The organism is Mariniplasma anaerobium (genome assembly GCF_016865445.1).
GTDB lineage: Bacteria > Bacillota_I > Bacilli_A > Acholeplasmatales > Acholeplasmataceae > Mariniplasma > Mariniplasma anaerobium.
In genome coordinates, this window is the sequence record NZ_AP024412.1 from 814,673 (window position 1) to 838,436 (window position 23,764).

The following is a 23,764-nucleotide window of genomic DNA, read 5'->3' on the forward strand; positions in this document are numbered from 1 at the left end:
GGAGCAAATAAAATGAAAACAGATGAAAAAAATATAGCACGATATGAGCAAATAGCTTATCAACTTGCAAAAGATATTGTTTCAGGAAATATTAAAGAACTAGAAAAGTTAAGTGGTAGATCTTTATTATCTTCTAAATATAATGTATCTAGTGAAACCATTAGAAAAGCCATTGAACTATTACATGCTTATCATGTTGTAAAAGTTAAAGATAGAAGTGGCATCATTGTAATATCTAGTGAAAACGCGAGTGCCTATATTCGTGATTACAAAAAGAAGAACTCATCAAAAAAACATTTTGAAGAAACATTGGATTTGTTAGAACAGTCTACAAAAATGAATCAAGATCTTCATAAAAAAATAAAAAAAATCATGCAATTAACTAAAAGCGAACTTTTCCCTTTTGAGTACTTTGTTATTAAATTAAATGAGCAATCTAATCATATAGGCGAAACCATAGCATCCATAAATCTTTATGATAAAGCAGAAACTATGATTGTAGCTTATGAAAAAGAAAAATTATTTTATCAAGCCCCTAGTCCAGATACATGCTTAAGTGCTTCGATGAAACTCTACATTTTAGGAAACGATGAGATTGAAAGAAAAGTTAAAAAGTTTTTTAACTCTTAAAGCCCTTAACAAGGGCTTTTATTTTGCAATATTATGTTTAATGATAACGTTTTTATAAACTGTTAAAACAGTATTTTTCCGCTTAATAAAGCCTTTAATTCTTTACAAACTGACAACCTTATGATAGAATATGGATTGTAGAAAGCAAACGGAGGACAAAAATATGAAAAAACTATTATTTATGACACTGGTTTTAATTTCAGCTCTAGGATTATCTGCTTGTCAGTATGATTCTAATGAAATTGTTATTGGTGAAGGTGATTGGCAATCCAATCAATTTTATAATCAAGTAGCAAAAATTATTATTGAAGAAGGGTATGGCGTAACAGTAGACATTAAAGTTGTTGATACACCATTATTGATAGCATCACTTACAGAAGGATCTATTAATTTAAACATTGAAACATGGTCAGATAATATGCCAACATATCAAGCCGATCTTGATGAAGGTAATTATGAAGAGTTAGGTACTAACTTTAATGATAATTATCAAGGTATTTATGTGCCTGCATATTTAGCAGAAGCATACGATTTAGAATATATAACTGATTTAGTAGATCATAAAGAATTGTTTCCTGACCCAGAAGTAACAAACTGGAATGCGGAAACTGATAAAGCTGTTGTTTTTGGTGGTCCATCAGGATGGCAAGTAACAGCATTCTTAATGAATAAGTTTACAAACACTGAAAGTTATCCAGAATTAGAAGCAAATTTTGAATTTAGACCTTTAGAATCTTCAGCATTATTAGATGCAACATTAATGTCTGCATATGAAGATGAAGAACCTTGGGTTGGCTATAACTGGGAACCTACAACAATTATGGGTTTATTAGACATGGTGTTATTGAAAGATGATGCAGTCTATAATAAAGATACTGGTGCTGGAATGGTTCCAACTAATGATGTTACTATTGTAGTATCTATTGGATTTAGAGAAAGTTATCCAGAAATCACAGCATTTTTAGAAAACTATAAAACATCTGCACAAGTCGCATCTGATGCGCTTGCATATATGGCAGAAAATGATCTAAGTGCAGCTGATACAGCAGCATGGTGGTTATCAAATAATGTTGAGATGTGGGGTAGTTGGGTACCTGAAGATATTAAAGATAAAGTAGAGGCTTCACTATAATAAAGTGAGCCTGGAATGATATGTAGTGCCGCGCACTACATATTATTTTTATGAAAGGAATGAAAATAAATATGTTTAATTTTCCAGAGTTTTTAGATTTTGGTCAGCAAACAGCAGAAATCATAGATAGCATTTTTAATTGGATTAAAAATGTATTTTCTTGGCTATTTGAATTTTTTAGAATTGTTATACTTACATCAATTGATTTTGTAAGTAATTTATTAACACAAACACCATGGTGGATTTGGGGTGCTGCGGTTGTTTTATATCTTGTATTAGTTAAATTTAAGAAAGTTAAGTTTGCATGGGGATATGTAGTGGGTTTAATATTTGTGTGGCTTTTATTTTATAATCTTGTCATACAAAATCCTGCAATTGATTTGAATTTAGGAAACTTAGATACACCATGGTGGATTTTTGTAATCTTACTATTTTTTGTATCTAAGTATTTATACAATTATAAAACAGCAATTGTTTTATCATCTTTATTACTACTTATAGGTATTTTTGGAGTATGGGATGAAATGATATCGACATTGACAATCATTATTATTTCTGTTTTTATAAGTTTTTTAATTGGGATTCCAGTTGGAATTTGGATGGCTAAATCATATAGGGTAGAAAGCATTTTAAAACCAGTATTAGATATGATGCAAACGATTCCGTCATTTGTTTATTTAATACCAGCAGTTATGTTATTTAGTATAGGTAGAGTTCCAGCAACATTTGCTACTATCATATATGCGGTTCCACCGCTTATTCGATTAACTTTTTTAGGTATTAAAAATGTAGATAAAGAGATGATTGAAGCAGGTAAATCATTTGGATCAACTTCAAAACAGTTGTTATTCAAAGTAGAAATACCACAAGCTTTATCAACAATAGCAACTGGACTTAATCAAACTACAATGATGGCTGTAGCTATGGTAGTTATTGCATCAATGATTGGTGCAGGTGGACTTGGATCTATTGTATTGGTTGCAAATCGTAATATTGATATTGGTAGTGGGTTTGTAGGAGGGTTTGCAATTGTATTCTTAGCAATTATTTTAGATAGACTCTTACAAGGTGTCGCAAAAAAACTTGAAGTGAAAAAAGGTGAAGCTTAATGGGTGTAGCAATTAAAGTTGAAAATTTAACCGTTGTTTTTGGTACGCCAAAACAGAAAAAAGAAGCCTTGAAACTAATTGATGAAGGGTTTTCTCCAACAGAAATTAAAGAAAAAATTGGAGCAACTGTTGCAAACAAAAACGTGAATTTTGAAATTGAAGAAGATCAATTATTTGTTATTGTTGGGCTTTCAGGAAGTGGTAAATCAACATTTATTAGAACCCTAAATTTATTAAATAAACCAACTAGAGGTCATATTTATGTTGATGGGAAAGATATTACTTTATTTGATAAAAATGAGTTATTAGCATATAGAAGAAAAGATGTATCGATGATATTCCAACATTTTGGTCTATTTTCTCATCGTACTGTATTAGGAAATGTTGAATATCCATTAGAAATACAAAAAGCTGATAAAAAAACAATTTTAGAAAAAAGTATGGAAGCTATAGAAACAGTTGGTTTAAAAACTTGGGAACATTCTATGCCTAAAGAATTAAGTGGCGGAATGAGACAAAGAGTAGGGCTTGCAAGAGCTTTAACTAACGATCCTAAATTACTATTAATGGATGAACCATATAGTGCATTAGATCCTTTAATTAGAAGAGAAATGCAAAACGAGCTTTTGACTTTAGAAGATGATGAACAACGTACCATAGTTTTTATCACACATGATATGAATGAAGCATTTAGAATGGGTGATAAAATTGCGCTAATGAAAGATGGAGAAGTTGTTCAAATTGGTACATTTACGGACTTTTTCAAAAATCCTGCAAATGATTATGTCAGAGACTTTATTGCAGATGTGGATAGAACACGTATCTTAAAAGTTAGAAATGTCATGAGAAAAATTAAAAATTCTGCTTCAGTTAATGATCAGGTAGATGATGTAATTAAATTCATGGAAGATAAAGAAATAGAAGTATGCTATGTAACAGATGAAAAAAATATATTAATAGGGTATGTTGAAAAAGAAGCACTAGAAAAAACAAGAAATAAAACATTAAGAGCTCTTGTAGTAACAGAAGGTTATCAAATCATCTTAAGAAATAGTTATCTGAAAGACGTTTTAAAAGATTTGAAAGAATCTGATTATGATGTACCAGTAACTGATTCAAAAGGTCGACTTAGAGGCGTCCTTGGTTATGATGATGTCTTAGAAGCCCTTACCGAATAAAATATTTTAGTGTTTAAAAAATAAATTAATAACTTTTTATCTTTAAGTTTCTTAAATATTTATGTATAATGATAAGGGGATCATAAAGATAAGGGGATTAGAAAATATGCGTATAGAAGATGACCAAAAACTGGATTTTAGTGATGTATTAATCCGTCCTAAAAGATCTACCTTAAAAAGTAGAAAAGATGTTGATTTAAATAGAACGTATCAATTCAAACACAGTAATAAAACATATACTGGTATACCAATCATGGCTTCAAATATGGATGGTGTCGGTATGATTGATGTTGCTTTAGCTTTACAAGAGCATAGTCTATTTACATGTTTAGTCAAAACATATGAAAAAGAAGATTTAGATAAAGTAAAAGATAAAATCAATCCTAAATTATTTGCTGTAAGTACAGGAACTAATCAAAAAGATTATCAAAATTTGATTTCTATTTTAAAAGCACATCCAACCATTGAATATATTTGTATAGATGTAGCTAATGGATATTCTGAAAATTTTGGAGATTTTGTTCAAAAAGTTAGAAAAGCTTATCCAAAACATACAATTATTGCAGGCAATGTTGTGACAGCTGATATGACACAAGAACTTATATTAAGAGGTGCGGATATTGTTAAAGTCGGTATTGGACCTGGTAGTGTATGTACAACTAGAATTCAAACAGGAGTAGGCTATCCTCAACTTTCAGCTATTATTGAGTGCGCTGATGCGGCTCATGGTCTTGGTGCACATATCATTAGTGATGGTGGATGTACATGTCCAGGAGATGTTGCAAAAGCTTTTGGAGCTGGTGCAGACTTTGTTATGTTGGGTGGTATGCTTGCAGGACATGATCAAGGTGGTGGAGAAGTCATTACTGAATATGTCTTAAATGGTAAAGTTAATTTAGAAACTAGCAAACCTTATATTGATGAAAAGAAATATATTAGATTTTATGGAATGAGTTCAGAAACTGCTATGAAAAAGAATTATGGACAAGTTGCTGAATATAGATCAAGTGAAGGTAAGACTGTTAGAATACCTTATCGTGGAAATCTAAATCATACAGTATTAGATATATTAGGTGGTTTAAGATCTACGTGTACTTATGTTGGTGCGCCAACATTAAAGAATTTAGCTAGATCAACAACATTCGTTAGAGTTCATCGCCAGTTTAATCAAATATTTGGTGATGGAAGAGAGCCAAATAAATAAGAATTTATGTGCTTTATAAGACAATCTAATTAGTTGTCTTATAAGCACTTTTTTTTATATTAAAAAGAAATATGGAAAATATATAAAAGCGCTTTCATTTTTTTTAATCATATGTTACAATATTTATGGAAGACAGATGAGTTAAAAAAATCATGAAGATATGTAGAGATTAATGGTCTCTTTTTAAACACGGTTATACTTAGATAAGTAAAGTAATTAAAAACAAAAATGCAAAATTTACAAGGGAGAAAATGCTGTGAAAGAACAAAATTACAATGCATACTTAATTGCACAAAAACAATTTGACAACGTTGCAGAAAACATTAATTTAGAACAGGCTGCAAAAGATATTCTTAGACAACCAAAAAGAGAAATCCATATTACAATACCTGTAAAAATGGACAATGGAATTACTAAAGTATTTAAAGGTTTTAGAATTAGTCATAATGATGCAAGAGGTCCTGCAAAAGGTGGGATTAGATTTCATCCAGAAGAAACAGTAGATACAGTTAGAGCGCTATCTATGTGGATGACATGGAAATGTGCTGTAGTTGATATACCTCTTGGTGGAGGTAAAGGTGGCGTTATTTGTGATCCAAGAGAAATGTCTTTAGGTGAACAAGAAAGATTATGCCGTGGATATGTTAGAGAATTGTCGAAAAATGTTGGTCCAGTGATTGACGTAGCTGCTCCTGATGTAATGACAAACTCACAACATATGTTATGGATGTTAGATGAATTAGAAGTTATTTATGGTGGACATTATCCAGGTGCTATTACCGGAAAACCTGTTGGAATGGGTGGTTCTTTAGGGCGTAATGAAGCCACTGGCTATGGTGTTATATATACAGTAAGAGAAGCATTAAAAGCTTTAGGACTTGATATTAAAAATACAACTGCATCTCTTCAAGGATTTGGTAAAGTTGGATTATATGCTGCTAAGTTGTATACAAAACTAGGTGGAAAAGTTATTGCAATAAGCAGTTGGGATATACATGATAAAAAAGCATACACATATAGAAATTTAGATGGTATTCCTATTTTAGAGATTGAAAAAATCACTAATGGATATGGAACAATTAATAAAACAGAAGCTATAGAAAAACTTGGATGTGAATGTTTAGATGGTGACGATTGGATTAAACAAGATGTTGATATTTTACTTCCTTGTGCACTTGAAAATCAAATCACTAAAGATAATGTTAAACAAATATCAAAACAAGTTAAAATGATTGCAGAAGGCGCGAATGGTCCTACAACTCCAGAAGCTGATGAAGTTATTAAAAATAGAAAAATATTTTTGATTCCTGACTTTTTATGTAATGCTGGTGGTGTTACATGTAGTTATTTTGAACAAGTTCAATGTAATATGAATTATTATTGGGGACTTGATGAAGTCTTAACAAAACTTGATATTAAAATGACTGATGCATTTCATGCAGTTTATAAATTAGCTATGAAAAAAGATTTATATATGAGAGATGCAGCATATGGTATCGCAATTACTAGAGTTGCAGATGCTGTTAGATTAAGAGGTTGGATTTAAAGGGGATTATATCCCCTTTTTTTTTGAAATATTTTATCAAAAGATAAAAATAGATACTTTTATGATTTGATTTCAAGTATACTAGTGCTATAAGCGTAAAGAGGAAAGGTGATTTTATGAAAAAAAGCTTTGCAATGATAGCAATATTTATGTTTATCATAATTTTATCGAGTTGTAATCAAATACAAACACTTAAAGATGCAAGTCTTTATATTGATATAGATACAGAAGTGCTTTCTTTTGATTCTGAAAATTTTCAAGCAACTTTATCTAAAGATGATACATATATAGTTGTGATTGAATTAAATGAAGAAGTATTTTTTTCAGAGAGTTTTAAATTTTATATTAATGATATGCTAATCAATGAAAACACATATTTCATTAATGAATCAAGATTAACATATAGTTTTGGAAATATCGATGATATTAATCCTAATGTATTAGTAGAAGTTGAAGCAACCTTTAATCTTAATGGTGGAGAACTTACTAAACATGATTTCATGGATGTTGAACCCGATCAAAGATTAACCATTCAAAGTTTAAATGATGGTTCAGGTGAAACATTTACTATAGTAGATAGTGATCGTTATTCATTAAGATGGTTTCATAAAATATTTATTAATTACAACGAGTTATATGATGCATATGAGGTTGTATTCATAGATGCAGCAACAAATAGTGTTGAAAATTTTGAATTACCAGAATATGATTTTATTTTAGCTTTGGATAATTATTATCCAGTTGCAGAAACACTTACAGCAATTGAATCATATACATCACTTGCTAAAGAATTAAGGTTTGTTATCTTTGATCAAAATGTTTTAAGCTATCAATCAGGGGATATGCAAGTATCATTTTATACTTCTGATATTATTGGAGAACAATTTAGTAAAACACTTTATGAACAACAAGAACTTCCAACACCTATTAGAGATGAATATCGCTTTATTGGATGGTTTAATGGTGATCTAGAAGTTACAACTTATCTAGGATATCAACGTATTGATGAAATCTTTGAAGTGACTTATGAAGCTAGATGGGAGGCATATTCAATGATAGATTTAAATAATTATCTTCGATCAATTATACCTGATGAAACAGAGTCAAGTATTAGTCTTCCAACACAGTATTCTAGTTTTGATATTTCTTGGACATCAAGCGATGATGAAGTCATTGATAGTCAAGGTGTATTTAATCGTCCTTATCAACAAAAAACAATTACTTTAACTGCACATATAACATCTGAAGATTCAGATGATACAAGCACTTTTGATGTGATATCTCTTGGATATAAGTCTTTAGAAAAACCAATAGCTTCAAGCTATATTTATAGAGAATATCAAGCTGTTAATGATGCCTTCTTTGAAACATTAGATGTCATAAACACAGCTTTTATAGTTGCAAATGATCAAGGTAATTTAGCGGGTTCTAATTTTTTAAATAACGTAACAACATATATTATGCCAAAAGCTAAAATACATGGAAATTGGGTAGTTATGTCAATTGCACCGAGTTCATCATGGTCTACAATTGCAAGCAGTTCAGCAACTATAACAAACTTTGCTAATCAAATTGTTTTATTCATTAATGAATATGGATTTGATGGAGTAGATATTGATTGGGAAACACCATCAACTGCAGAAACTACACGATTTACAGCACTAATGAAAGAAGTTTATGAGAAAGTTAAAGATAATAATCCAAATCATTTAGTAACAGCTGCAATAGGTGGTGGCATGTGGCAACCTCCTAAATATGATTTAAATTTTTCAGCTCAATATCTTGATTATATTAATTTAATGACATATGGTGCCACTGGCGCTAATGGTCAATATCAAAATCCACTATATCGTCAAACAACATATCATAATCCTACATATCTAGTGGGTAGAACATTATCAACAGCTTCAATAGATGAAAGTGTAAAAGATTATAAGGCTAGTTATAATATCGATTATGAAAAAATTATTGTTGGAGTTGCGTTTTATGGCATGAAGCAAGTTAAATCTGGAACGTCATGGATAGCAGCTGGATCAGTATATTACCATGAGATTTATAATACATATTTAAATCTTTCAACATATACAGAGTATTACGATCAAGCAGCAGGAGTTCCTTATTTATTAAAAAATGATGGAACTGAATTCATTTCTTATGATAGTCCAAGATCGATTCTTCAAAAAAGTAATTATATTATCGACCAAGGACTTGGTGGCATGATGTTTTGGGAATATGGAACGGATACCTCAGGTGTCTTACTACAAGCGATGAGAACAGGATTACAAAAATAAAAATAAAGATAAAGTCATAGATTGTCTATGACTTTATTATTTTAAATATGCTATACTTAAGTATACTTAAGGAGTGATTTTATGATTAATTTTCAAATAGATGCACAATTTAATCAATTAAAGATTAGAGAGTTTTTAGCATCTTTTCATTTATCAAAATCAAAGATATACAATTTTGAACTACATAAAAGTGCATTGCTTAATCATGTGTATAAAGGTCTTGATGAACGTCTTCAAACAAATGATCAATTATCACTAGATTTTATTGGATTTCATACAAATCCTTTGATTCCTTTTGATGGAGATATTAAAGTAATTTATGAAGATGAAGATATTCTTATTTTAAATAAACAAGCATTTATATTAGTACATACAGATGGAATTACAAATGATACATTAACTAATAGAATTGCATTTCATTATGAAACGAATTATCCTATATTACCTGTTCATCGTATTGATTATGAGACAAGTGGTCTTTTAGTCTTTGCTAAACATCCATTATCTCATGCTTATTTATCTAGACTTTTTGAAGAAAGAGAAGTAGAAAAGACATATTTAGCTTATGTAAATGGTGTGGTTGAAAAAGACGAAGGATGGATCAAGGAATCTATTGGAAAAGATAGACATAAAAACAGACAAAGAGTAACAAAAGATGGACAAGATGCCCAAACTTATTATAAAGTTATTAAAAGATTTAAAAATCAAACACTATTAGAGGTGAATATTATCGGTGGTAGAAAACACCAAATAAGAGTTCATCTTGCATATATCAATCATCCAGTTATAAATGATGAAATATATGGAGTGAAAAAAAATGAAGATCAAGGATTGAAATTGCATTTTAAACATATTAAATTCATACATCCTAGAAGTAGAACGTTGTTTGAAATAGATACAAATCAAAGCGCGTAAAAAAAAGAGCTTATAGCTCTTTTTTATTTTTATTTTTTTCTCTTTTTAATATGGTGAGATTTGTATCTCGTCTAATAATGTAATAAGATAGGGAAATTAATAATACCGTAAACATGGAGATAGATATTAATAAGATGTCATTATCTATTCCAATTTGAAATAGAGCATATTCAATATATGACATTGAAACTCTAGAAGGTTCTTGATCACTTCGATATGAAGCTATATATAGTTCATAAATTTCCATATCATAAGTGAAACTTACATAATCATAGACATTCATATAAATTGCTTCTAAAATTTCATAATACATGAGCATAATTGGTAAATCAATATAATCATCATCATCCCAAGTTGCATGATATAACGTCTGATCAACAATGAGTTCTAACTGAGCTTTAGTGATGAAATTTTCTAATCTAGTACCCACTTCAATTTTTGTGTCAATAAGCTCAATTCTTGTATCTGTTTTTTCAAAGAAAATAAGAACCAATAAACCCATTTCTTCCCTTCCTACAGCCCATTGATAAAACAGATTAGAAGAATCAAATGCATCAATATCTTCTTGATTATCAACTAAGAAAGTAGAAACAACGAGTTCAGTACCACTATTTATATAGGAATTCGTATCCTTATATAAACGTTTCCCTTCATTTGCGATATTAATTACGGTTGCATCAGTTAAAACTTCTGCAAAATCATTGATATAAAATAAGTTAGTTGGTTTTGGGACTTGACTTGTTTCACAGCCTAAAAGAACTAGTGACAAAGTTAAAAAAGTCATCAGCACAAGTAGTTTAGTGATAAACCTATGATATGTAGTTATATTGGTTTTATGCTGAATTTGATTCATAAAAAACCTCCAAATATCACAAAAACAAGAAAAACTTGTTTAAATTATTATATACTTTAATCTCATAGATAGCAAAGAAATTAAATTAAAAAGAAGTATTTTTAATGAGTTTTATATGTTTATAATATGTTTATGCAATAGAATTAAGTCAAACTCATAAATAACTATGTTAAAATATATATAGCATTGAACTGATGGATAAGCCGTTTTTAAGTATGACTATATAAAAGAGGAGGAACAACCATGAGATCAGAAGATTTAAGAAAATTATTTTTAACTGAATTTGATGAAGTTGGTATTATACATACTGATACGTATCAAAAAGAAGCTAAAAAACTTCATAAAAAACAAATTGATATTAATTATCCTACTATGGTTGTTGTTGCATTAAGCTATCCTAAAAGGTTTATCAAACACACACACACACATCTAGTCCCATCATTTTATACTTTTGGACAAGATTATCATTATGTTTTAAAAAACAGGATTAAAAAAGTCATGGAACAACTTGACTATAAATATGAACTAGGTGTAGATAATCATCCGTATGATGAAAGATTAGCTGCAGTATTGGCAGGTATTGGATTTTTTGGTAAGAACCAACTAATAATTAATAAAAATTATGGATCTTATATGTTTTTAGGAATTGTTTTAATCGATTGCCCACTAGATCAGGAATTTGTTTTAGATGTTTTCGATGATTGTGGCACATGTGACATTTGTATTAAAGCTTGTCCAACACAGGCATTAGAAGAAAACAAATATCATATGGAAAAATGTATGAGTTATTTTAATCAAGAAAAAAAAGTTTTAACAGAAGCACAAATTAAATCAAATCACAGTCTTTTTGGGTGTGACATATGCCAGATGGTTTGTCCTAAAAACATTAATAAAGGGATTGTTCAGCATTCGGAATTCGATTTGTCGGGTAAGGAGACAGTATCAATAAAAGATTTATTTAGTTTATCAAACAAAGCATTTGAAGAGAGTTATAAAGACATGGCCTATCTTTGGAAAGGTAAAACTATATTGATGAGAAATGCACTTACATTGATGCTAAAACAAAAAAACAAAGATTATATTGATTTAATTGAAAAATCTTTAGATAAAAAAACTGTATCTTGGTATCAAGATACAGCATATAACATATTAGATAAGCTTAAAAAGATATAAAGCCACAAGAGTGGCTTTATTTATTATTTTTAATTATATTCAGATAAGATATCCATAAGTAATTCTGGATAGTCGGTAATGATACCATCAGCACCGATTTCTATTAAGTGTCTCATCTCATCGGGATCATTAATGGTCCAATAGTGCATTGCCATATTGTGTTGGTGTAATGTAGCAACTAGAAATTTTGTATCTAGGTTTATTGTTTGTATCACAGGTAAACCATAAGAAGTAGGAACCTGTACAGCAGCATATTTAGGTGCTTTTCTAAATGAAGAAGTCAATATATAAATTGAAATAACAAGTGATTGTGCACTTCCATAACTAGTTGAAATATAGAGATCAGGATAGGTACTAATTAAATAGTCACTGATATCATCAAATGCCACAGCTACTAAAACATAATCCATTAAATCATAGACTTCAATTAGATCATATAATTTGTCGGCTGTTCTTTGTCTTGGAGCATCTGCATCAGCTTTTATTTCTATGTTATAGAGTGTATTTTTACCAAATTTAATAAAAACCTCTTCTAATGTTGGTAGATATACTTTAGCATCTTGCCATTGATCCTTTGTCATATCACGATAAAGATAAGTTTCATCATCTTCTTGATAATTATATCCAAAATTACAATTTTGGTATAAATAATCATAGTCTTGTTCCCATACGACAACGTCGCAATTGCTATGAGATATAGTATTTCCAGTATTATTTTGTCCATGAAGAAGAACTAAAACATCATCTTGAGTTAATTGGACATCCATTTCTAAGACATCAACACCAAGATCAAATGAATATTCATAGGCAAGCATTGTATTATCAGGATAGACCCCTTTACCTCCGGCATGTGCCATAACCAATGGTAAATCCTCTGATAAAAAAGGGTTTGTTCTTTCAAATTTTGGTTTAGGTACAAAAATTAGGGTTGCAGCAATAACTGACATAATTAATAGAATGATTGTTAGTCGTTTAATTGTTTTCATAAAATTTCCTTTAAGCTTTTTTTTAATTGTATCATAAAATATAGGAATATATTTGGATTAGCGTTATATTAAGTAAATAAAATATAAATGTTATAATAGATATGAAGGAAGTGAGTTATATGCCAAAAAGTAAAGTAGTTATTGTTGGGACTGGTATGGTTGGAATGAGTTATGCGTATTCAGTTTTTAATCAAGGGACTTGTGAGGAATTAGTCTTAATAGATATTGATAAAAATAGAGCAGAAGGCGAAGCGATGGATTTAAACCATGGTATGGCTTTTGCACCTAGAAAAATGAAAATTTATGCAGGAGAATATAGTGATTGTAAAGATGCAGATTTAGTGGTTATAACTGCAGGTGTAAGTCAAAAAGAAGGCGAAACACGTATAGATCTATTAAATAGAAATGCAAAAATTATGAAATTAGTTGTTAATGACGTCATGAAAAGCGGTTTTGATGGCATTATTATGGTTGCATCTAATCCAGTGGATATTTTAGCTTATGTTGCGAAAAAAGCATCAGGACTACCTTCTGGAAAAGTTATAGGAAGCGGAACATCTCTAGATACTGCAAGATTAAGATATGAAATCTCAAAAAAAATCAATATATCTGTTTCTAACATTCATGCTTATATTTTAGGTGAACATGGAGATAGTGAATTTGCTTGCTGGTCTAATGCATATATTGGTGTTAAACCTATGGTTGATGTTATTGAATCGATGAGCGAAATCACATTTGATGATTTAGAATCTATTCATAATAGTGTAAAACATTCTGCTTATGAAATCATTAAAAGAAAAAAAGCAACTTATTATGGTATTGGAATGACTTTAGAAAGCATAACACACGCTATTATCAATAATGAAAATAGAATTATACCAATATCTGTTTATAATGATGGTGTATATGATATTGATCCTGACTTGTATATTGGTTTACCTGCAGTTTTAAATAGTGCAGGTGTTCATCACATTGTCAAATTGAAATTAAACGAAAAAGAACAAGTTCAGTTAAAAGAATCAGCTAAAATACTTAAAGATATTTTAGATCAAATGGAATTCTAAAAAATATGCATGATTATATCATGCATTTTTTATTTTAATTTAATATTTATAAATAGGTATTGCATTACGTATACTACTGTGTTATGATTAATACATAAGGAGGTTATTATGAATGCACAATTTAAAAGAGGTATTGTAGAATTATGTGTTTTATCAATACTTGTTGAAAAAGATAATTATGGATATGAGATTATCAATCAATTATCAGAGCACATTGATGTAAGCGAAAATGCAATCTATCCTATATTAAGAAGACTTACAAAAGAAGGCTATTTTGAAACATATTTAAAAGAATCGAATGAAGGTGCACCTAGAAAATATTACAAGATGTCTGAAAAAGGTTTTGTATACTATATCAAATTAAGAGAACAATGGGATCAATTCATTGGTGGTGTGTACCACATTATTAATAAAGGAGGAAAAAAATATGAAGAAATTTTTAGAAGATTTAAAGAAAGAACTTGAATTAAAAGGCATGAGTAAAAAAGAAATTGAAGATATTATAAATGATCATGAAGAAATGATTAGTCAGGCTATTGACGATGGTGTTAGTGAAGAGGATTTGAACTCTAGATTTGGCTCACCAAAAGTCTTAGCAGATGAATTAGCGTTTGATGAAAAATCTGAACCTAATGAAAAAGAAGCTAAAAAAACATTAGCTAAAAAAATGAGTTTTAAGCTTAATGGTAAACCTATTGACATAGTTATAGATCTTGTAGTTGATGATGTATCTATCGAACTTTCAGATGATCAAGAAATCCATGTCTTAAGCAAAAAGGAAATTAAAGAAGATAAATATGAAGTTTCATTTAATGATAATGAATTGCGTATAGTTGCAAAAAATAAAAATAAATCTAGTTTCTTTAGCTCTTCTTCATCAAATGATTTTAAAATCTTTATTCCTGAAAAAGCACTTATTGATACAATAATGTGTAATATGGTTAATGGTGATTTGGAAGTAAACGATCTTACTTCAAATAGTTTAAAGCTTAGCGGAGTAAATGGTGATTTAGAACTTGAAAAATTGATAACTAAAAAAGCAAAATTAAATATTGTAAATGGAGATATTGTATTAAAGTCATTTAATGCAGATCAGTTAATTGTTTCTTTAGTTAGTGGGGATATGGAAATAAAGCATGCTGAAATTGAACATGATCTTATATTAAATACCGTAAGTGGTGATTTCCAAATCAGGAACACAACATGTGATACACTTGAACTTCATACTGTAAGTGGCGATATTGATGGAGAAGAATTATACCCAAATAGAGTTAAACTTCAATCCGTTAGTGGAGATATCAATATAGAAAATAAAGAAAAAAAAGATATTGAAATCGTTAGCAAATCTACAATAAGTGGTCATATTAATATAGAAATTTAAGTTTAAATAGAAAAAGGATGAGTAAATTACTCATCCTTTATTTTATATATTTTCTTAAATTTGACCAAGTTTTTTGAATAACAAAACCTTCTTGTTCATATATTTTTCTTGCTGGATTATTATCTCCAGTAAAAAGTGTCATATAATGTGCACCAAGTAGTTTTAAATTCAAACAGAGTTTAGAAAAAAGCAATGAACCTATACCAAGATTTCGATATTCAGCATGTATACCAATACCAGCAAAATATCCTCTCATGTTGCTTTCTACATAAAGTGGACCTGCAAACCCAATGATTAAATCGTTTTTAACGGCAACTAAAACTGGAAGTTTTTGTTTTTCAATAGCTGATTTAATTTCAAATTCCCATGTTTTGCTGTGTAAAGAATCGAAGAGTTGATCAAATCCATAATGTTTATGTGCATCATAAAAAGTGATTTCAATTTCTTTTACCAGTAAGTTATTAAGTTTACGTAGTGTATATTCTGATTGAGTATAATCTTTTAAATTCCTATAATATATATTTTGAATTGCAAATTCTTCATATCCATATTTTGTAAAAAACTTAGATGCATAGCTATCTCTATCGATGCCAGGCGCATTAGGATGCTCTATTAGGTCATTAAACGGCATATGCCACTTTAGATGAACAGGGTTAAAAAAAACGATATCTAAGCTAGAAATATTTTGATTTGTCGCACTCAATATAGTTTCAAGTTTATGTAATAATGAACTTCCAATTCCTTTTTTTTGATGATTTATGTCAACCATTAGAAAAGTTATATAAGCTTTATTTTGTTTTGGTATATACGAAGCACTCGCAAGACCAATGATTTGATCTTTATCCTTATAAATAAGTGTTATTGTATGATATAAAGAACTAATAGAAAAGAAACTTGAAACAAATGTCTCTAAATCAAAAGGTTTATATAGTAAATCATATTGATTTATATTTTTATTTAAAAATGTTAATGCAAAGTTTATATCTTTTTCTTGTAAAAGAGTGATTGACATATAATGATCTCCAATTGCTTTTTATAATCACATTATATCAAATCTTATAAGTAATAAATTAAAAGCAAGAAATTATTCGTTTTTAGACATATATTTTCATTAATTACTGATTTTTATGTTTAGTTGTTAACACTTTATTTAAGTTCTTGATATACTATAAGTAGAAAAGATTAAATCTAGAACACGTGGAGGATATATGAAAATTATAAAAATATTATCAAAAGTTGTACTTGCATTAATAGTGATTGCGGGTATATTTGTAGGGACTTTAACTGTATTTGAATATAGACCTGATGATTTAGAAACAGTTCAAATATCAAATAATCAAGAAGAAACAATTAATTTAGATCAGATATACCAAATCATGACGTTTAATATAGGTTATGCAGGATTAGGTGAAGATGAAGATTTTGTGATGGATGGTGGTCAAAAAGGTAGAGCAGATTCTTTAAGTGTAGTCGAAGATTATTTTGAGGGCATTAAAGGCATTTTAAATGATTATCCTTCAGATTTTTATTTACTTCAAGAAGTTGATCATAAAGCTAGAAGAAGTTATAATTTAAATGAAGTAGATGGTATAAAAGAATCTTTAGGTGACATGTATTCAAGTCAATATGCACTTAACTTTAAATCAATATTCGTTCCATTTCCATTATCTTTAACAGACTATATAGGATCTGTTGAAAGTGGCATACAAACATTAACTAAATATGATGTATCTGATAGTGAACGTCATCAATTTCCAGGAGCATTTAGTTGGCCTTTAAGAGTTGCTAACTTAAAACGAGCAATGATGGTTTCATCATTTGAAATTAATGGTAGTGATAAAGAACTTATTATTGTAAATCTGCATATGTCAGCTTATGATAGTGATGGATCTTTAAGAGATCAAGAAATGGCATATTTAAAAGCATTTTTAGAAGAACAAAAGCAATTGGGTAATTATGTTGTAGTGGGTGGAGATTTTAACCAAACTTTTCCAGAGGCAGCCAATTTATATCCAGTTAACTCTGATTTTTATGAAGCATATACGATTGAAGATGAATTTATACCTAATGGATATCGATTTGAAGTTGATTTAAGCGAGCCAACATGTAGACTTTTAAATCAACCTTATGACAAAGATTCAGAAAATACACAATATTATTTAATTGATGGATTTATCGTTTCAGATAATATTGAACTAACACAAGTAGAACCATTAACAGCATATAATGTCATGACGATTAATCATGAATTCTTATATAGTGATCACAATCCTGTTGTGATGAAATTTAAGCTGATAGATTAAATATTATAAAACAATTATATACAAAAGATAAAAACAATAATCATAAGGTTGTTTTTATTTTATAAAAATATCTATATAAGAAAAATTAATTTTTCGATTTATATAGACTTTTTTTTATTTATAAATTATAATATTATATATATTTTGAAATCTCTTCAAAAATGTTTCAAAAATGATTTATCTAGAAGTATTTAACACGTCCACAATTTTTATTTTATAAACTAAAAATCTTTTCTAAGAGTATTTGGAGGAACTATGAAAAAATCTTATGGACTATTAATTCTATCTATTTTTTTTATACTCATTTTTTACATTCTTAGTTTAATAAACTATGATTTATTTCATTTAATAAATGAAACAATTATGTTAATAATTGCTATTTCAATTTTTATAATTGGTAGTTTATCACAAGAACTAAACAAAAGTTCTCGTATGAAAATGGCTAGTTATATAATTATACTATCATCTTCAGTTATATTTTTACATGCACTGACATATAAAGGTATGAATTTGATTGATGGTATCGATTCTAATTTACCAACGCAATTGTGGATTATTGCAAATTATATATTATCACTTGGGCTCTTATTTATCGTTATAAATATTAATAAAGAGGTAAAAACTAATCTCTTGATATTTATATTTATTGGATTAAGTGCTTTTTTTGTTATACTTGCTTTTGTTGGATTATTTCCGAATTGCTATATTGAAGGATCAGGGTTAACACAGTTTAAAAAGGTTTCAGAAGTTATCATTATTTTTATATATGCATTTATAGTGTTTTTGATATATCTTAGAAAAAAATTATTTGAAACTGAAGTGTTTATCAATCTAATATTAGTTTTTTGCTTTCTTATATTAGGGGAATTTGTTTTTATCTTTTATGTAGATGTTTATGGGATATTAAATTTCAGTGGCCATATTTTTAGATTGATTGCATTTCTCATATTATTTAATTTCATCTATAAATGGAGTGTTAAAAAACCAATTGATAGTCTATTACTAGAATTGGAAGAAGATGAAACAGAAATATTAAATGCGCAAAAAGATACCAAAAGAGTTTCAGAAATATTCAAAAATAGCATTATGAACGCACCTGTTCCAATAATGATACATGTTGAAGATGGAACCGTATTAAACATAAGTGATACCTTTACAAGATTAACGAACTATACAAAAGAAAATATAAAAACCGCTTCTGAATGGACTGAAAAAGCCTATGGTAAAAATAAAGATGAAGTAATCGATTTTATTACTATGCTATATAAATATCCAGAAGCTAGACATGAAGGTGAATTTGAAGTAACTACAAAGGATGGAAGAAAACTTATCTGGAAATTTAATTCTGGAGTTATTGGCAAGTTATCTGATGGTAAAGCTGTTGCTATGAGTGTTGCTATAGATATAACTGATAGAATTGCTGAAGAGAATAAGATTATATATATGAGTACTCATGATTATTTAACTGATCTTTATAATCGTAGATTTTTTAGTGAGCAATATAAAAAAATGGATCATATAGACTTTTATCCTCTTGGTGTGATGATGCTTGATATTAATGGATTAAAGATTATTAATGATGCTTTTGGTCACAAAAGTGGAGATAGTGCTCTAAAAAAAGTTGCGAATATCTTGAAGAGCTCATTTAGAAAATCAGATATTATTGCAAGATTAGGTGGAGATGAATTTGCAGTTATTTTACCAAATATAACAGCTCCTGAGCTTGAATTGCTAAAAGATAGTCTTAAGAATAAATTATCTAATGAAAAAATAGAAAACATCGTTTTATCAGTTGCAACTGGATATGAAATTAAAAATTCTGGAGTTATAATGGATGCAGATGAAATCTTAAAATTTGCTGAAAATCATATGTATCGACATAAAGTTACTGAAGGCAAGAGTGTTAGAAATCATGCAATTAATGCTATTTTAAAAACTTTAACAGATAAATATGATAATGAAAGAATTCATTCACAAAGAGTAAGTAATTTATGCAAATGTATTGGTGAAGGATTAGGCATTAAAAACGAAGATTTAAAAGAATTAGAACTTGCAGGTTTATATCATGATATTGGCAAAATCTCAATACCCGATGCTATTTTAAATAAGCCTGGAAGATTAACAAAAGAAGAATTTGATGTTATAAAAACACACCCAGAAATATCTTATCAAATACTTAGAGCTGCTGATGAATATTCTGATCTCGCTATTCATGCACTACACCATCATGAGAGATGGGATGGCAATGGTTATCCTAGTGGATTAAAAGGAGAAAATATTCCATTGTTTTCTAGAATTATTTGTGTTGCAGATTCATTTGAAGCAATGACTGCCTTAAGACCTTATAAAGATAAAATGTCTGTTGAAGATGCAATTGATGAAATTATTAGATGTTCTGGTACACAGTTTGATCCGAAAATTGCAGATGCATTTATTAAAACATGTAAATTAGATTCTTAATAATTGTTTTGTAAATTAATAGAAATTAAGTTCATACCAGAGCATCTTTAAATGCTCTGGTTATTTTTTAATATAAAGCTATAAAAGTAATCATATAGTTAGCATTTAAATAATACAGAAAATGTATATATCATTTATAGAGATAAATTTTAATGATAATTCAAAAAAAATGGATTAATGCTTTAGTTATGGGGGATTCTCAGAATAAAATTTTCTTTTTTAATATAAATGTATAATGAAATACAGTATCCAAATCATGAGAAATCAGGTTAAAAAATCACTTTTTTAAAAATAAAATTACATAAGTGAAATTACGTATTGCAAACTGTAAAAAAAAGTATATAATGATGTTGAACATCAATAATTTACACTATGAAATCATAGAGTTTTAAAGTAAATAGAATAAGGATATACTGACATTAAAATGCAGATTAATCTTTATTGATCATATAGGTTTCACATTTAATTAAAAGTAGAAAGGAGAGATACAATGGGATTTAAACCTGAACAAAAAAAAGATTTTGGTAAAAAAGATGCAAAAGCTCCATTCAAACAAAATAATAAACAAGTACCTGCTGGGAAAAACATAAGTTCAAAAACAGTTAAAAAATAGATATATGTATATTTACATATGTATATGATATAAGGTATTATATCAAAACTATTTTTAATCAATAATGAATAACAGATGATTGTCTCAGAAATGGGAAATCATCTTTTTGTTAATAAAAGATTATATTTTTGGGAGTATTAATAGCTAGAAACCTAATACGAAATAATAGTTATTTATCTATTATTTAATAAGGAGAATAATAAAATGAAAAAAGTTACAAGTTTAATAGTTTTTATAGTATTTATGTTTTTATTAGTAGGGTGTGGATCCTTAACTAAAGATGAAATTATGACTGCCCATTTAGAAAGTGGCTCATCTATTAATTTAGATTCTAGTATGTATACATTTTCTAAAACAGTCAATGCATCCTTTGGAGACATTGATACATCATTAGAAGTTAATATCATATCAATTTATCTATATGAATATATTTCTATGGATTCAAATTCAGAATATGCTTATGCATACGTAATGGTTGAAGATAAGTATGCATTAAAAAATGGCGCTAGCTTATCTGTTGATTCTTCAAAATATATTATTATTTATTGTGAAGAAAATCAGTCAACTACAGCAAATGAAGAAATATTAACTGAAAATTCTATATCTATATTTAACGACCATAGAGTTCCTTCTGGACTAGAAGTACCTACTTTTGATTTGACAGAAATAATTTTAAGTAGTGTTAATTTAGATTAGATAATAAATTTAATGCATTATAAAGAAAAAACTCAGAATATTCTGAGTTTTATTTTTTTAATAATTGCATTAGGGTTTTCATTTCGTTTTGCGTAAGTTCTCTATATTTTCCAACAGGAACATCTAACTTAATATTCATTATACGGACTCTTTTTAAAGACACTACATTATATCCAAAATATTCACACATTCTTCTAATTTGTCTATTCATACCTTCTGTTAAGATAATTTTAAATTCTTTTGAACCTAATTTTTCAACAAGACAAGGCTTTGTTATTGTATTTAAAATTGGTACACCAGAAGCCATTTTATTTGCAAAATCGCTTGTTAGTACATGATCAACAACAACAATATATTCCTTTTCATGCGCATTTTCTGATCTTAGTATTTCATTAACAATATCTCCATCATTAGTCATTAATATAAGACCTTCAGAGTCTTTATCTAATCTTCCAATATGAAATATTCGTCTAGGATATTTCATGAAATCCACAATATTGCCTTTTATATTTCTATCTGTTGTTGATGTGATACCTAAAGGTTTATTTAAAGCAATATATACAAAATCATTATGAGGTTTTATATCTACGCCATTAACACTGACTTGATCATTATTTTCAACTTGATCTCCAAGTGAAGCTATTTTGCCATTTATTTTCACTTTAGATTGTTCTATTAAGCGATCAGCTCCTCTTCTTGAACAATAGCCTACTTCGCTTAAATATTTATTAATTCGAGTTCCCATTTTATATGTAAGTGATGAGAACTAACATATTTTTTATATTGTTATGAATTTGTAAGTTCATCATCTTATCCTTTCTTTATGAAATTATATGTATTATTATACCTTAAAACACATAAAAATTAATATAAAGAATACGAGTGCATAAAATATTATATATTTTGTGTTTTTTAAAATTTTAAAAATTTTTTTAAATCAAGTAGAAAATTTACTTTATATTTTAGCCTATCAGCGGTATAATAAATATAGTATATTTATTTATGCAATAAAAATATCAACATAGACAAGGAGTAAGAAATATGGATGCAGTTTTAATTAAAGAAAATGTTTATTGGGTAGGAGTAATCGATTGGAATTTAAGAGATTTTCATGGATATTCAACAAGTAGAGGGGGCACTTATAATGCATATCTTATTATTGATGAAAAAATCACATTAATAGATAACGTATATGCGCCTTTTGCAAATGAAATGATCTCTAAAATCAAGTCAGTCATTGATCCATCTAAAATTGATATTATCATTTCAAATCATAGTGAACCTGATCACAGTGGAAGTATTCAAGAAATTCTTAAATACGCAACACATGCTAAAATTTATGCATCGGGTCCTGCAGGTGTTCGTTCAATGATGGGAACATATCATGATATTGAAGTTTTACCAGTCAAAACTAATGAAACTCTAAATATAGGGAAAAGAACTTTGCAATTTATTCAAACACCTTTAGTTCATTGGCCAGATAATATGGTTACATATAGTGAATATGATAAGATATTATTCTCAAATGATATGTTTGGACAACACATTGCATCATTTAACAGATATGATGATCAATATGAATTATGTATTTTAATCGAAGAATTAAAGAAATATTATGTCAATATAGTATTGCCATATGGTGCACAAACACAAAGAGCATTAAATGCAGTTAAAGATCTTGATATTGAACTTATTTGTACAAGTCATGGTGCAATATTGAAAAAATATATTAAAGAAGCAATTGATGCTTATCAAAAGATGAGCACATATCAAAAAGAAAATAAAGCTGTTGTTGTATATGACACAATGTGGGGATCAACTGAAAAAATGGCTTTAGAGGTTGCTGAAGCTTTTGAACAATCTGGCATTGAAACATTAGTTCGTAATGTAAGAAAGAATCCTCAATCAGATTTAATTTACGATTTAATGGATGCTAAATATATCGCAGTTGGTTCACCAACTCTAAATAATAATATGATGTCATCAATTGCAAGTTTCTTTTGTTATTTAAGAGGACTTAATCCAAGAGATTTAAATTTTGTTGTTTTTGGTAGTTATGGATGGGGTGGCCAAGGAGTAACACACGCTGATAGAGATCTTGAAGAGATGGGGCATCATAGATTATGCAAACCTATTCGTATCCAATATAGTCCTTCAGATGAACGAAGAGCAGAATTAAAAGAAGAAATAAAGAAGGCAATTAAAGAATTTCAAGATAAAGAATAATTCA

21 protein-coding genes are annotated in these 23,764 nt (G+C 28.6%); 17 read left to right on the forward strand and 4 right to left on the reverse strand.

Features of this window, described 5'->3' with window-relative positions; genetic code table 11:
- Nucleotides 1-12 precede the first annotated feature (12 nt).
- From MPAN_RS03940 to MPAN_RS03975, 8 genes are all read left to right on the forward strand, one after another.
- Entirely contained in the window at nucleotides 13-630 is a 618-nt protein-coding gene (locus tag MPAN_RS03940) for a GntR family transcriptional regulator (RefSeq protein ID WP_176238717.1), read from the forward strand.
- A gap of 163 nt (nucleotides 631-793) precedes the next feature.
- On the forward strand, nucleotides 794-1,762 hold the full coding sequence (locus tag MPAN_RS03945; protein WP_176238718.1) for a glycine betaine ABC transporter substrate-binding protein: 969 nt from the start codon (nucleotides 794-796) through the stop codon (nucleotides 1,760-1,762).
- Nucleotides 1,763-1,833: 71 nt separating this feature from the next.
- Nucleotides 1,834-2,871 carry an ABC transporter permease gene (locus tag MPAN_RS03950; RefSeq protein WP_176238719.1) on the forward strand — a complete coding sequence of 346 codons (1,038 nt, stop codon included), beginning with the start codon at nucleotides 1,834-1,836 and terminating at the stop codon, nucleotides 2,869-2,871.
- Entirely contained in the window at nucleotides 2,871-4,049 is a 1,179-nt protein-coding gene (locus MPAN_RS03955) for a quaternary amine ABC transporter ATP-binding protein (RefSeq protein ID WP_176238720.1), read from the forward strand. The genes MPAN_RS03950 and MPAN_RS03955 overlap by 1 nt, the downstream gene beginning before the upstream one ends.
- 106 nt (nucleotides 4,050-4,155) lie before the next feature.
- Nucleotides 4,156-5,253 (forward strand): GMP reductase, encoded by a 1,098-nt coding sequence (locus tag MPAN_RS03960; RefSeq protein WP_176238721.1) that lies wholly within the window; start codon nucleotides 4,156-4,158, stop codon nucleotides 5,251-5,253.
- A 256-nt stretch (nucleotides 5,254-5,509) separates the two neighbouring features.
- Nucleotides 5,510-6,799, forward strand: coding sequence for a Glu/Leu/Phe/Val family dehydrogenase (locus tag MPAN_RS03965; RefSeq protein ID WP_176238722.1), 1,290 nt, complete (start codon nucleotides 5,510-5,512; stop codon nucleotides 6,797-6,799).
- Between the two features lie 116 nt (nucleotides 6,800-6,915).
- Entirely contained in the window at nucleotides 6,916-9,090 is a 2,175-nt protein-coding gene (locus tag MPAN_RS03970) for a glycosyl hydrolase family 18 protein (RefSeq protein ID WP_176238723.1), read from the forward strand.
- A gap of 81 nt (nucleotides 9,091-9,171) precedes the next feature.
- Nucleotides 9,172-10,005 (forward strand): RluA family pseudouridine synthase, encoded by an 834-nt coding sequence (locus MPAN_RS03975; RefSeq protein WP_176238724.1) that lies wholly within the window; start codon nucleotides 9,172-9,174, stop codon nucleotides 10,003-10,005.
- Between the two features lie 10 nt (nucleotides 10,006-10,015).
- On the opposite strand, the gene MPAN_RS03980 is transcribed toward MPAN_RS03975, so the two are convergent.
- On the reverse strand, nucleotides 10,016-10,858 hold the full coding sequence (locus tag MPAN_RS03980; RefSeq protein WP_176238725.1) for a TPM domain-containing protein: 843 nt from the start codon (nucleotides 10,856-10,858) through the stop codon (nucleotides 10,016-10,018).
- Nucleotides 10,859-11,101: 243 nt separating this feature from the next.
- Here MPAN_RS03980 and MPAN_RS03985 point away from each other — a divergent pair, with 243 nt between their 5' ends.
- Nucleotides 11,102-12,031, forward strand: coding sequence for an epoxyqueuosine reductase (locus MPAN_RS03985; RefSeq protein WP_176238726.1), 930 nt, complete (start codon nucleotides 11,102-11,104; stop codon nucleotides 12,029-12,031).
- Between the two features lie 29 nt (nucleotides 12,032-12,060).
- Here MPAN_RS03985 and MPAN_RS03990 read toward each other — a convergent pair whose 3' ends face one another.
- Nucleotides 12,061-13,017 carry a glycerophosphodiester phosphodiesterase family protein gene (locus tag MPAN_RS03990; RefSeq protein WP_176238727.1) on the reverse strand — a complete coding sequence of 319 codons (957 nt, stop codon included), beginning with the start codon at nucleotides 13,015-13,017 and terminating at the stop codon, nucleotides 12,061-12,063.
- Between the two features lie 119 nt (nucleotides 13,018-13,136).
- Here MPAN_RS03990 and MPAN_RS03995 point away from each other — a divergent pair, with 119 nt between their 5' ends.
- The 3 genes from MPAN_RS03995 (at nucleotide 13,137) to MPAN_RS04005 (ending at nucleotide 15,462) form a co-directional block, all read left to right on the forward strand.
- Complete coding sequence (locus tag MPAN_RS03995) at nucleotides 13,137-14,081, forward strand: L-lactate dehydrogenase (protein WP_176238728.1); 945 nt, start codon at nucleotides 13,137-13,139, stop codon at nucleotides 14,079-14,081.
- A gap of 108 nt (nucleotides 14,082-14,189) precedes the next feature.
- Nucleotides 14,190-14,546, forward strand: coding sequence for a PadR family transcriptional regulator (locus MPAN_RS04000; protein ID WP_176238729.1), 357 nt, complete (start codon nucleotides 14,190-14,192; stop codon nucleotides 14,544-14,546).
- Nucleotides 14,509-15,462, forward strand: a complete 954-nt coding sequence (locus MPAN_RS04005) for a DUF4097 family beta strand repeat-containing protein (protein WP_176238730.1) — start codon at nucleotides 14,509-14,511, stop codon at nucleotides 15,460-15,462. The genes MPAN_RS04000 and MPAN_RS04005 overlap by 38 nt, the downstream gene beginning before the upstream one ends.
- Nucleotides 15,463-15,499: 37 nt before the next feature.
- On the opposite strand, the gene MPAN_RS04010 is transcribed toward MPAN_RS04005, so the two are convergent.
- Nucleotides 15,500-16,474 (reverse strand): GNAT family N-acetyltransferase, encoded by a 975-nt coding sequence (locus MPAN_RS04010; RefSeq protein WP_176238731.1) that lies wholly within the window; start codon nucleotides 16,472-16,474, stop codon nucleotides 15,500-15,502.
- A 196-nt stretch (nucleotides 16,475-16,670) separates the two neighbouring features.
- On the opposite strand from MPAN_RS04010, the gene MPAN_RS04015 reads away from it, so the two are divergent.
- The 4 genes from MPAN_RS04015 to MPAN_RS04025 all read left to right on the forward strand — a co-directional run bounded on the left by MPAN_RS04015 (nucleotide 16,671) and on the right by MPAN_RS04025 (nucleotide 21,534).
- Nucleotides 16,671-17,765 (forward strand): endonuclease/exonuclease/phosphatase family protein, encoded by a 1,095-nt coding sequence (locus MPAN_RS04015; protein WP_176238732.1) that lies wholly within the window; start codon nucleotides 16,671-16,673, stop codon nucleotides 17,763-17,765.
- Nucleotides 17,766-18,020: 255 nt separating this feature from the next.
- Nucleotides 18,021-20,225, forward strand: coding sequence for an MASE3 domain-containing protein (locus MPAN_RS04020; RefSeq protein WP_176238733.1), 2,205 nt, complete (start codon nucleotides 18,021-18,023; stop codon nucleotides 20,223-20,225).
- Nucleotides 20,226-20,715: 490 nt separating this feature from the next.
- Nucleotides 20,716-20,838 (forward strand): hypothetical protein, encoded by a 123-nt coding sequence (locus tag MPAN_RS09030; protein ID WP_267910373.1) that lies wholly within the window; start codon nucleotides 20,716-20,718, stop codon nucleotides 20,836-20,838.
- 204 nt (nucleotides 20,839-21,042) lie between these two features.
- Nucleotides 21,043-21,534, forward strand: coding sequence for a hypothetical protein (locus tag MPAN_RS04025; protein WP_176238734.1), 492 nt, complete (start codon nucleotides 21,043-21,045; stop codon nucleotides 21,532-21,534).
- Between the two features lie 49 nt (nucleotides 21,535-21,583).
- On the opposite strand, the gene MPAN_RS04030 is transcribed toward MPAN_RS04025, so the two are convergent.
- Nucleotides 21,584-22,279, reverse strand: coding sequence for a pseudouridine synthase (locus MPAN_RS04030; RefSeq protein WP_176238735.1), 696 nt, complete (start codon nucleotides 22,277-22,279; stop codon nucleotides 21,584-21,586).
- Nucleotides 22,280-22,575: 296 nt separating this feature from the next.
- On the opposite strand from MPAN_RS04030, the gene MPAN_RS04035 reads away from it, so the two are divergent.
- Entirely contained in the window at nucleotides 22,576-23,760 is a 1,185-nt protein-coding gene (locus tag MPAN_RS04035) for an FprA family A-type flavoprotein (RefSeq protein WP_176238736.1), read from the forward strand.
- The last annotated feature ends 4 nt before the right edge of the window (nucleotides 23,761-23,764 follow it).

Excerpts from the sequence above, each read along its gene's own strand:
- MPAN_RS03985 (WP_176238726.1), top strand. The coding sequence starts at position 11,102 with ATGAGATCAGAAGATTTAAGAAAATTATTTTTAACTGAATTTGATGAA.
- MPAN_RS04010 (WP_176238731.1), bottom strand. The coding sequence starts at position 16,474 with ATGTCAATCACTCTTTTACAAGAAAAAGATATAAACTTTGCATTAACA.
- MPAN_RS03990 (WP_176238727.1), bottom strand. The coding sequence starts at position 13,017 with ATGAAAACAATTAAACGACTAACAATCATTCTATTAATTATGTCAGTT.
- MPAN_RS03950 (WP_176238719.1), top strand. The coding sequence starts at position 1,834 with ATGTTTAATTTTCCAGAGTTTTTAGATTTTGGTCAGCAAACAGCAGAA.
- MPAN_RS03975 (WP_176238724.1), top strand. The coding sequence starts at position 9,172 with ATGATTAATTTTCAAATAGATGCACAATTTAATCAATTAAAGATTAGA.
- MPAN_RS03970 (WP_176238723.1), top strand. The coding sequence starts at position 6,916 with ATGAAAAAAAGCTTTGCAATGATAGCAATATTTATGTTTATCATAATT.
- MPAN_RS03955 (WP_176238720.1), top strand. The coding sequence starts at position 2,871 with ATGGGTGTAGCAATTAAAGTTGAAAATTTAACCGTTGTTTTTGGTACG.
- MPAN_RS04035 (WP_176238736.1), top strand. The coding sequence starts at position 22,576 with ATGGATGCAGTTTTAATTAAAGAAAATGTTTATTGGGTAGGAGTAATC.
- MPAN_RS09030 (WP_267910373.1), top strand. The coding sequence starts at position 20,716 with ATGGGATTTAAACCTGAACAAAAAAAAGATTTTGGTAAAAAAGATGCA.
- MPAN_RS04005 (WP_176238730.1), top strand. The coding sequence starts at position 14,509 with ATGAAGAAATTTTTAGAAGATTTAAAGAAAGAACTTGAATTAAAAGGC.
- MPAN_RS03940 (WP_176238717.1), top strand. The coding sequence starts at position 13 with ATGAAAACAGATGAAAAAAATATAGCACGATATGAGCAAATAGCTTAT.
- MPAN_RS04030 (WP_176238735.1), bottom strand. The coding sequence starts at position 22,279 with ATGGGAACTCGAATTAATAAATATTTAAGCGAAGTAGGCTATTGTTCA.
- MPAN_RS03945 (WP_176238718.1), top strand. The coding sequence starts at position 794 with ATGAAAAAACTATTATTTATGACACTGGTTTTAATTTCAGCTCTAGGA.
- MPAN_RS04025 (WP_176238734.1), top strand. The coding sequence starts at position 21,043 with ATGAAAAAAGTTACAAGTTTAATAGTTTTTATAGTATTTATGTTTTTA.
- MPAN_RS03960 (WP_176238721.1), top strand. The coding sequence starts at position 4,156 with ATGCGTATAGAAGATGACCAAAAACTGGATTTTAGTGATGTATTAATC.
- MPAN_RS04015 (WP_176238732.1), top strand. The coding sequence starts at position 16,671 with ATGAAAATTATAAAAATATTATCAAAAGTTGTACTTGCATTAATAGTG.
- MPAN_RS03980 (WP_176238725.1), bottom strand. The coding sequence starts at position 10,858 with ATGAATCAAATTCAGCATAAAACCAATATAACTACATATCATAGGTTT.
- MPAN_RS04020 (WP_176238733.1), top strand. The coding sequence starts at position 18,021 with ATGAAAAAATCTTATGGACTATTAATTCTATCTATTTTTTTTATACTC.
- MPAN_RS03995 (WP_176238728.1), top strand. The coding sequence starts at position 13,137 with ATGCCAAAAAGTAAAGTAGTTATTGTTGGGACTGGTATGGTTGGAATG.
- MPAN_RS04000 (WP_176238729.1), top strand. The coding sequence starts at position 14,190 with ATGAATGCACAATTTAAAAGAGGTATTGTAGAATTATGTGTTTTATCA.